A 10,281-nucleotide genomic window follows, 5' to 3' on the forward strand; every position below is an offset into this window, starting at 1 on the left:
GATAAAGATGGAAAATTTTGATTTTTACAATCCGGTAACGGTATTATTTGGAAAAGGAAAAATTGCTGAATTAGATAAGCACATTTCTAAGGATGCTAAAATATTAATGACTTATGGTGGCGGAAGCATTAAAAAAAATGGTGTTTACGATCAGGTTATGGAAGCATTAAAAGATTTTAATGTAACTGAATTTGGTGGTATTGAGCCTAATCCTCATTTTGAGACCTTAATGAAGGCAGTTGATATCGTACGTGATGAAAAGATTGACTTTCTTTTGGCAGTTGGTGGAGGTTCCGTATTGGACGGAACTAAGTTTATTGCAGCAGCAGCTAACTATAAAGGTGAAGATGAGTGGGATATTTTGGCTAAAAGAGCAAATATTGATTCTGCTGTCGAAATAGGAGCAGTACTTACTCTTGCAGCAACTGGTTCGGAAATGAATAGTGGCGGGGTAATTACCAAAGCAGCTACAAAAGAAAAGATGGCTTTTGGTAATCCGTTGTTGTTTCCTAAATTTTCAGTCTTAGATCCGGAAACAACTTACTCTTTGCCAATGAGACAAATTACAAATGGTATTGTAGATGCTTACGTTCATGTAATGGAGCAGTATTTGACTTACCCAGTTAATTCACCAGTTCAGGATCGTTTTGCCGAAGGTTTGTTATTGACCCTAATTGAAGAAGGTCCTAAGGCAGTAGCTACCGAGACTCCAGATTATGAGAACAGAGCCAACTTGATGTGGGCAGCTACCATGGCATTAAATGGTTTGATTGGAATGGGTGTTAAGAGTGATTGGGCTACTCATATGATTGGTCACGAACTAACCGCTTTCCATGGTATTGATCATGCCGTAACTTTGGCAATTGTTCTTCCTGGATTGTTGACTCAACTGAAAGAACAAAGAGGGGAGAAACTATTGCAGTATGCCGAAAGAGTTTGGAATATTACTGAAGGTTCTGATGAGGAGAGAAAAACATTGGCAATTCAGAAAACAGAAGAATTCTTCCAAAGTGTTGGTATCGCTACTCGTTTGAGTGATCACAATGTTGGACAGGATAGCATTGATATCATTTCGAATCGATTCAAAGAAAGAGGATATGTTGGTATGCTTCCAGATGTTGCAGTAACGGATGTTGCCGAAATTTTAGAAGCTCGTTTATAAGAAATTATAACAAATGGAATGAAAAGTCCTTCTCATATCGAGAGGGACTTTTTTTGTTTGCCTTCGATCTTATTGTGTTGAACGACGTTCCATTTGAGTTGGTCGACAACTTTAAATATCTGATTTTTTTGGTCTGTAATTTGCATTCTGTCAGGTGAATCCGGATGAAATAGTAATTGTAGAATGATTAAAATTTAGAAAATGAGAAATTCAATTAAGAAGAGATATCGTAGTATTTATTTGTTAGGAATAACTATGATGAGTATGGCACTTTTGGCGTCATGTGATGATGAGGGAGCTGAATATGTTGATGAATTGGATACAATCGTAACAAGATATGACGAGAGTTTTGACTTTGAAGGTGTTCAAACTTATGTGATGCCAGATACAGTTGTTTATGTACCTGAGGTAAGTATAAAATCAGAATCAAGAGAAGAATTTGATGAAGCGGTATTAAAGCAGGTTGCTGAAAATTTCGAGAAGATGGGATATATTCGATTGGAAGAAAATGCGGATGGATCTGAAGATCCTGATGTAATTGTAACGATCAGTTTAATGGAGAGAGATATTTATGCCGTTTATCCGTACCCAGGAGATTGGTATGATTACTGGGATTGGTATGATTGGGGATATTGGGGTTTTCCATGGATTGGACCTGGATATTCGCCTTATTACCCTCCATACTGGGGAGTGTATTCTTACTCAACGGGAACCTTAGTTGTGGATATGATTCAGCCAGTTCAGATTGATGAAGAGAATCATGTTCCTGTAATTTGGAATGGCTTATTCAATGGAATTGCTTCTTACGGGCTTGATGAGAGAATGCTGGAAGGTATCGACCAAATGTTTGAGCAATCACCTTATTTATCACAACAATAAAATTAGCGGAGTATGAAAAAGATTAGCATATTAATTATTGCACTTATTACCATTGGAACATCATTAGACACTTTGGCACAAAAAAGAGGTTTTGTTTCGATAGCATGGAAAACAGGATTAACACTAAATGATTCTAAAAATTATGCAGATGAGTTTAGTTTAGAAGGAGGACAATTTGGATTTGAAAGATTTGTAGCCAAGAATTTGAGTTTAGGTATGGATTTAAGTTATTCTCATTTTTATGAGGAATCAGGGAAAATTAGCTACGAAACAGGCAATACAACATATACCGGATCGGGTTTTAAATATTTAGATGCAACACCAATATTGGTAAGTGGGAAATATTATTTAGGTCTAGATAAGCAAGATGCTAAAATAGTTCCTTATGTTGGAGTAAGTACCGGAGCTTACTATATAAAGGAGAGATTAGAGATTGGGTCTATTGCATTTGAAGATGATGGTTGGGCTTTTGGCTTTGCTCCTCAAGCCGGTTTTATGGTACGATTGGACAAAAAAGCATGGTTCTTTACCGATTTTAGCTATAATACTATTTTCGAGAGTGGAGATATTGACAAGCATACCTATCTTACCGGAAGCTTTGGGATTAAGATTGGTTTTTAATTACTTATAAATAATCAAGAAGAGGTCATGCCATTTAATGGTATGACCTTTTTTAGTGTTAAGAAATTGTAAAATGTGAAAATTTGGTTTGCAAACTCAAAACTATGTCGTATGTTTGCGTCATTAGTAATAAGAGATAATATCATATGAAGAAACTAGAACTTTTCGAAACAGAACAACAGGAAATAGCTGCAATGGCAAAGGCTTTATCTCATCCGGCACGAGTTGCAATATTGCAATTCCTGGCGGCGACATCTACTTGTATTTCTGGAGATATATCTGATTTTCTTCCTTTAAGTAGAACAACCGTTTCTCAGCATTTAAAGGAATTAAAATCAATAGGATTGATAAAGGGAGATGTGGAAGGATTGAAGATTAAGTACTGTTTGAATGAGGAGGGAATTAGTAAATTGAAGAGTTTATTTGGAGATTTTTTAAGAGAAATAACTCCTACAGAAAATAATGTGTGTTAGTGAAATTTAAAGGAGAACAGAATAAGACTTGATAGATGAATTGTCTTGTTCATTCTTAAATCTAAAAGAAAATAGAAGAATGAAAGTATTGGTTTTGTGTACTGGAAACTCATGTAGAAGTCAAATGGGTGAAGCAATTTTAAGAGAGATTAATCCAGAATTGGAAGTAGTTTCGGCAGGAACAAAAATTGCAGATCAAGTACATCCATTGGCTGTGAAAGCTATGGCTGAAATTGGTGTTGATATCAGCTCTCAACGTCCAAAGATGGTGGATGAGTTTTTGGAAGATGGCGTTGATTATTTGATCTCTGTATGTGGTGGAGCAAAAGATGCTTGTCCTGCCTTTTTAGGACCTGTTGGAAAGCGTTTGCACATTGGTTTTGACGATCCAGCTTATGCTGAAGGAACAGAAGAAGAGATATTTGAGGTGTTTAGAAGAGTGAGAGAAGAAATTCGAAGAGATTTCGCAAAATTTAACGAGGAGTATATCCTAAACAAATAAGAAAATGGGCGCATTAAACAAGAAATTATCATTTCTGGACAGATATCTTACTTTATGGATATTTGCTGCGATGGCTATTGGTGTAGGAGCAGGTTATTTCTTTCCGTCGATGGCAGGCTTTTGGAATAAACTATCGGTAGGAACGACCAATGTACCTATTGCAATTGGTCTGGTGATTATGATGTATCCACCTTTGGCTAAGGTAAAGTATGAAGAATTGAAAGATGTATTTAAGAATCGTAAAATTCTGCTTCTTTCTTTGGTACAGAACTGGATATTGGGTCCAACTTTGATGTTTGCATTGGCAATTCTCTTCTTACAGGACTATCCTGAATACATGACAGGATTGATTTTGATAGGTTTGGCAAGATGTATTGCTATGGTAATTGTTTGGAACGATTTGGCGAAAGGAGATCCGGAGTACGCAGCTGGATTGGTTGCTTTCAATAGTATTTTTCAGGTATTGTTCTTTTCTGTTTATGCTTATGTATTTATAACCGTATTACCAGAATATTTTGGTTTGCAAGGATCGGTAGTTGATATTACCATGGGCGAAATCGCCGAAAGTGTATTGATCTATTTGGGAATTCCATTTTTTGCAGGCATGATTACTCGTTACTTTGGTATTAAAGCCAAAGGCAAAAAGTGGTATCAAAAGAAATTCATTCCAAAAATTAGTCCGCTTACCTTGTTTGCTTTGTTGTTTACTATTTTTGTGATGTTCTCTTTAAAAGGAGAATACATTGTGCAATTGCCATTCGATGTGGTTCGCATAGCAATTCCATTGGTCATTTACTTTGTAATCATGTTTTTGATTTCCTTTTTTATGGGGAATAAATTTAAAGCAGGATATGCAAAAACAACAAGCTTGTCGTTTACAGCAGCGAGTAACAATTTCGAGTTGGCTATTGCAGTTGCCATTGCGGTATTTGGAATCAATTCGGGAGTTGCTTTTGCAGCAGTTATTGGTCCATTGGTTGAGGTACCGGTTTTAATTGCACTCGTTAATGTTGCCTTACGATTTAAAGACAAGTATTTTAAGGGAAAGGTAGATGTTGTAAAGTGTGCGAATGATGTAAAATAAAATATTGTCAAGTGTATTATTGACACTTGTTTGTAAATTCCTAAACCGTGGTTCATTCGAATCACGGTTTTTTTGTGCAACAATTTATCAATTGAATCAAGTTCATCATCGGTGATAATCCTTATATTTGGATAAACAAAAATAAAATCAATGATAAAACCCGGATTAAAAATCGGTATTGTACTTACCTTCGTATTGGTCTTGCCTTCTCTGTTTTTTTCGGCTTACGAGATTGGGAATTTGAGTCAGAATGAGGCGGTAATCGACTCCATTTACTCCGGTCAGTTGGAATCCATAATGTTTTCCATCAATCAATATTCCGATGATGTATTGAGTGGATGGGCGAATCAGCTTGAAAAAGAATATGGAGATATCGATCAGATATTGAGTAAAAACTATTCTTTCGAAGCGATCTCTCTTATCGATACATCGGATTTCCTTATACATACCAAAGAGAAAATACCTGAAGACAGTATTGCACTGTTGAAGATGAAGCTGCAAAGTGCATTTGATACAAATGGGAACAAAATAGAAGCTTTGCAGCGATATGTGAAAAGTGGTTACCGAAAAATAGAAAATCTACCTGCAAACTTTACCAATAAAAGTCTTTTTGCCTTTGCTCATTTGAACGATTCAAGTAAGGTAAGTACTGTTTTCTTTTTGATAGATACAGAACGATTTATCAGGGAGAATTTGGGACCAAAGATTCAGAATGTTGCTCAGGATCGATTTTATATATCGGTATTTAAAGAGAATAGTGAGTTTGAAGTATATTCTAATGTATTGCAGGCAGCCGATGATAAGAATATTCGTCAGAAAAAGGAAATATGGCTGTTGCCTGAGTATGATTTGGGCATACAAATGAAAGGAAATACGATTGAAGACTTGGTGCAAAAACGTACTAGAACGAATATCATATTACTGATTGTTATCGATTTTGTTTTGTTGTTTGGGGCATGGTTTGTTTACAGAAACATTCGCAATCAGATGAGGTTGACTCAATTGAAATCGGAATTTATTTCCAATGTATCTCATGAAATTAGAACACCATTGGCTTTGATTAATATGTATTCGGAAACCCTGGAAATGGACAGAATCCCTACAGAAGAAAAAAAGAAGGAATACTATAAGGTAATCAATACAGAAGCCAACCGTTTGTCGAGAATGGTGAATAATATCCTGAATTTTAATAAGATTGAAAGCGGTAGGAGAAATTATCACTTTGTGAAATGTGATTTAAATGAAGAAATTGAAAGTTTGATTTTTAATTACAAGCAACATCTTGATAAAAATGGCTTTGAGATCAATTTTACTAAAGTAGAAAGCTTACCTGAGGTGAGTGTTGATCGTGAAGCAGTTTCGGAAGCCATAATCAACTTGATCGACAATGCAGTAAAATACAGTGCTGATGTGAAGAAGATAGAAATAGGGACTGTGATAGAGGGCAATATGCTTGGCGTTAAAGTGAAGGATTTTGGCGTTGGTATCGATCGGAAGGATCAGGAACTGGTATTTGATAAGTTTTTTCGAGTGACCACAGGTGATCTGGCACATAAAGCAAAAGGATCGGGTATTGGTTTGAGTATCGTGAAGCATATTGTTGATGCCCACCAAGGAAAAATAGATTTGGAGAGTACCATAGGAAAGGGGAGTTGTTTTACCTTGTATTTCCCTATAAACAGAAGCTAAATACATAAGTTATGTACCCAATATTAATTGTAGAAGATGAGCCCGGAATGCTGATGGGTTTAAAAGACAATCTTGAATTCGAAGGCTATCAGGTGGATGTTGCCGATGAAGGAGAGCTTGGTTTGAAGAAAATAACTGAGAATAAATATAGTTTGGTTTTATTGGATGTAATGCTTCCAAAGATTTCAGGTTTCGACATTTGTAAGAAGGCAAGAGCTGTTGGAGTACAAACCCCAATTATATTGCTAACGGCAAGAGGAGAGGAGATTGATAAGGTATTAGGATTGGAGCTGGGTGCTGATGATTACATCACCAAACCATTTGGCTTGAGAGAATTGTTGGCTAGAATTAGAGCGGTTCTGAGAAGAACTCAGTCGGTAGATAGTAAGGAAGCCAATACCAATGCCCAAATAGGCAGGTTGAAAATAGACTTTTCATCCTTTGAAGGATTTGTGGATGGTGCAGAAGTAAAGATGTCGAGTAAAGAAGTGGAAATTCTGAATGTTTTATGGGATAAGAAGAACCAAACCGTTAGTAGAGACGATTTGTTGGATAAGGTATGGGGAACAGAATATCAACCAACATCGAGAACCATAGATAATTTTGTATTGAAACTAAGACAGAAGATTGAAGATGATCCGAATCACGCTAAAATTATTTTAACGGTGCATGGTGTGGGATATAGATTGGTGTACTAAAGCTACAAGTATCAAGTAACAAGTAACAAGTACAAAGTATAAAGTAACAAGTACAAAGTAATAAGTATAAAGTAACAAGTACAAAGTACAAAGTACAAAGTACAAAGTTACAAATGGCAAGGGTCAGGTGACAAGTTTCAAGTAACAAATATCAAGGAATAAGCTATATTAATTCACCTTGTGACAACTTATGACAATTGCTGATTTGGCTGTGACATAAATGATGTTTAGTAGCCCTAATTTTACATTAGAAATTTAAGATTAGAAGGAAGGGAAGGCGCGCGATTCCATTCTCCTAAAAAAGTTTCTAAGCAAAATGTAAACTATAAAAATTAGGGTCATGAAAAGTATAAGAATCACAATTATCGTTTTAGCATGTTTATTAACTGTTAATTTAGGAATGGCAATTACGCCTGAATCGAAAAAGATTGAGAAAGAAAAGACTGCTGTTTTGAATAAAATTAGAAGAGTAGCTAGTCATACGAATTTTACAGATTTTTTAAAAGCTGGAGAATCGGAGTTAATCGTACTTAGATGCACTGTAAATGAAAACAATGAGGTGGTTGTAAGTAATGTAATTGGATTTGATGAAGAATTGAAAAAAGCCGTTCGTAAAACCATGAGTAAAAAGCACATTAAGACAAGTGCTGCATTAACTGGACAAGAATTGGCATTGCGTTTGAATTTTACCAAGTACGAGAAGTAGTAATCATTGTAAGAGCAGAGAGTTAATGAAATTGAATATCAATATATCAACAGGTTTAAAGCTTGCAATACTGGCAATTGCCTTTAGTTTTCAGACAGGTATGGTATCTGCAGAGAATTTAAGAGGACTTGTAAACCTGAAAGGATACTGGAAATTTTCCATAGGGGATGATCTGTCGTGGAGCATCCCTTCTCATAATGATGCGGAGTGGGAAAGAGTTTTTGTACCACAAACCTGGGAAAGTAATGGTTTCCAGGATTACAATGGATATGCCTGGTATAGAAAGCATTTTAAGATATCCGTGCCGAATCGGATCGATTTTGTGTATTTAAACATGGGCTATATTGATGATGTCGATGAAGTTTATGTGAATGGAAAGCTGGTTGGTGCATCGGGTAAGTTTCCTCCATTGGTTGAAACAGCTTTTAACATTCCAAGAATGTATCCGGTTCCCACCGATATTTTGAATCGCGAAGGTGATAATGTAATTGCGGTTCGTGTTTTTGATGATTACCATGAGGGTGGAATCGTGAGAGGAGATATCGAAATTGTGTACGATCTTGATCAGTTGAAGATGAGCGTTGATTTAAGTGGTTACTGGGATTTTGAGTGTTCCAAGAATGTAGATGTTAGAAATCAATCGGTAATTACTTACAAGCCAGGGAAGATTTTTGTACCCGGATTTTGGGAAGCCAGAGGTTACAACAATATGGATGGAAAAGCAATTTACTCTAAAGAATTTAGATATCCGTCTGATGTAAGCGACAAGAATCAGGTGTTACTATTGGGTGTGATTGATGATGAGGATGAAGTATATCTTAATGGAGAAAAATTAGATGTGGTTCGGGAATTGAGAAAATGGAGTAGTAGGTACAGATATGGCGGAAACCATATGCTTTTAAGAGCCTACGAAATACCCGAAAATTTAATTGATAGAAGAGGAATTAACCGAATTGAAGTGATTGTGGAAGATCATTCTGGTCCGGGAGGTATCTACAAAGGAACAATTGGTATTGTGGATGGTGATGTGGCAATGCCAATCATTAAAAAAGGATACAAGGATACCAAAAGTCCGTTTGAGAAGTTTATAGATTATTGGTTTGATTAATCAGCATATGAATAGAGATGGTTGCATAGGGAGATTTTATGGAAGTTGGATTTTAATGATTCTTGTATTCATTGGTATATCTGCGAATTTGAGTGCTCAGAATTATAAGAAAGTTGGCGATCTGAAAAAGAAATGGAAGTTTTCTATTGGAGATAAGCAGGAGTGGGCAGATCCGAATTTTGATGATTCCAATTGGGAATGGATTGACGTTCCATCGGCATGGGAAAATAAAGGGTTTTATGGATACGATGGTTTCGCATGGTATCGAACGACTTTTAGTATAAACCAATTGCCAGATACGCATGCCTTGTATTTGCAGGTAGGATATATCGATGATGTGCATGAGGTTTTTGTGAATGGAACAAGAATAGGGATGACGGGAAAATTTCCACCGCAATATTCAACAGCCTATAATGTTTTTAAGACTTACAAAGTGCCTTCCGATTTAATCGAAGAGATCAATACCATTGCTGTTCGTGTATACGATGATGGTGGAGAAGGTGGAATTATTAATGGTGACATTGGCTTAATGATAGATTTGGATGCGATCCCTTTAGATGTTGATTTGAGTGGAAGCTGGAAGTTTAAGACTGGTAAATATGCTCACAAGAGTATAGCTCAAATGGACAGTTGGGACGATATTATGGTACCTGGCTTTTGGGAAGATCAGGGTTATAAAAATTACGACGGATATGCTTGTTATGCTTTAGAGTTTGAACTGGATGATGCCTTTTTGAATGAGAGAATGGTTTTGGCATTGGGTAAAATTGATGATATCGATCAGGTATATTTAAACGGTGTACTGATTGGGCAATCGGGTGAGTTTAAACCTAAAACTGTTAGTATACGATCAAATTCCTACCAACAAATAAGAGGATATTATTTACCTCAAGATCTGCTAAAAGCAAATGAGAAGAACGTATTGCTTGTGAAAGTGTTAGATACGATGCATGGCGGTGGTATTTATACGGGTTCAATTGGGTTAATCACTCAGGATCATTACATCAGGTATTGGAACAATAGAAGGGGGAAAAGTAGAAATTAGAGAGTCTAAAAGTCCAAGGTCCAAGGTCTAAGGTCCAAGGTCGAAAAGTCCAAGGTCCAAATTCCAAAGTCCAAAGTCCAAAGTCCAAAAGTCCAAAAGTCAAATTCCAAAGCCCAAATTCTAAATTCCAAAGTTACAGAGACTAAGCCATTATGAGTGCAAGTTTAATAGATTGAATTGGCTTGTGAGACACTATCTCACAAAGTGTGTAAATGAAATTTAGAGGGTTAGGCGTTTAGCCTGACCCTTTCTTCAAAGATAGTCAAAAACTGATTGAGTATTATCCCCCAGTTTTTGATTGGCATCGTCCATTT

The 10,281-nt window shown here is 36.3% G+C and carries 11 protein-coding genes; all 11 read left to right on the plus strand.

All coding sequences use genetic code 11. The features are described from left to right. Positions 1–7 precede the first annotated feature (7 nt). The 11 genes from GCQ56_RS13475 (at position 8) to GCQ56_RS13525 (ending at position 9,967) form a co-directional block, all read left to right on the plus strand. Positions 8–1,162 (plus strand): iron-containing alcohol dehydrogenase, encoded by a 1,155-nt coding sequence (locus GCQ56_RS13475; RefSeq protein WP_152734995.1) that lies wholly within the window; start codon positions 8–10, stop codon positions 1,160–1,162. Positions 1,163–1,363: 201 nt separating this feature from the next. Beyond that, entirely contained in the window at positions 1,364–2,041 is a 678-nt protein-coding gene (locus GCQ56_RS13480) for a DUF4136 domain-containing protein (RefSeq protein ID WP_152734996.1), read from the plus strand. Between the two features lie 12 nt (positions 2,042–2,053). Beyond that, the gene (locus tag GCQ56_RS13485) at positions 2,054–2,662 is read left to right on the plus strand and encodes an acyloxyacyl hydrolase (RefSeq protein ID WP_152734997.1); all 609 of its coding nucleotides are present in this window, start codon (positions 2,054–2,056) and stop codon (positions 2,660–2,662) included. A gap of 146 nt (positions 2,663–2,808) precedes the next feature. After that, entirely contained in the window at positions 2,809–3,135 is a 327-nt protein-coding gene (locus GCQ56_RS13490; protein WP_152734998.1) for a helix-turn-helix transcriptional regulator, read from the plus strand. Between the two features lie 79 nt (positions 3,136–3,214). Next, on the plus strand, positions 3,215–3,637 hold the full coding sequence (locus tag GCQ56_RS13495) for an arsenate reductase ArsC (protein ID WP_152734999.1): 423 nt from the start codon (positions 3,215–3,217) through the stop codon (positions 3,635–3,637). A 4-nt stretch (positions 3,638–3,641) separates the two neighbouring features. Next, the gene (gene arsB / locus GCQ56_RS13500; RefSeq protein WP_152735000.1) at positions 3,642–4,721 is read left to right on the plus strand and encodes an ACR3 family arsenite efflux transporter; all 1,080 of its coding nucleotides are present in this window, start codon (positions 3,642–3,644) and stop codon (positions 4,719–4,721) included. Between the two features lie 150 nt (positions 4,722–4,871). Beyond that, positions 4,872–6,410: a cell wall metabolism sensor histidine kinase WalK gene (locus GCQ56_RS13505; protein ID WP_152735001.1), complete on the plus strand. Its 1,539-nt coding sequence runs from the start codon at positions 4,872–4,874 to the stop codon at positions 6,408–6,410. Positions 6,411–6,421: 11 nt separating this feature from the next. After that, positions 6,422–7,108, plus strand: coding sequence for a response regulator transcription factor (locus tag GCQ56_RS13510; protein WP_152735002.1), 687 nt, complete (start codon positions 6,422–6,424; stop codon positions 7,106–7,108). Positions 7,109–7,448: 340 nt separating this feature from the next. Next, positions 7,449–7,814 (plus strand): hypothetical protein, encoded by a 366-nt coding sequence (locus GCQ56_RS13515; RefSeq protein ID WP_152735003.1) that lies wholly within the window; start codon positions 7,449–7,451, stop codon positions 7,812–7,814. Between the two features lie 25 nt (positions 7,815–7,839). Continuing rightward, the gene (locus GCQ56_RS13520) at positions 7,840–8,922 is read left to right on the plus strand and encodes a beta galactosidase jelly roll domain-containing protein (protein WP_152735004.1); all 1,083 of its coding nucleotides are present in this window, start codon (positions 7,840–7,842) and stop codon (positions 8,920–8,922) included. A gap of 7 nt (positions 8,923–8,929) precedes the next feature. Continuing rightward, a complete protein-coding gene (locus tag GCQ56_RS13525) occupies positions 8,930–9,967 on the plus strand; it encodes a beta galactosidase jelly roll domain-containing protein (RefSeq protein WP_152735005.1) in 1,038 nt (345 codons plus the stop codon). The last annotated feature ends 314 nt before the right edge of the window (positions 9,968–10,281 follow it).

The organism is Marinifilum sp. N1E240 (genome assembly GCF_009295825.1).
Taxonomy (GTDB): domain Bacteria; phylum Bacteroidota; class Bacteroidia; order Bacteroidales; family Marinifilaceae; genus Marinifilum_A; species Marinifilum_A sediminis.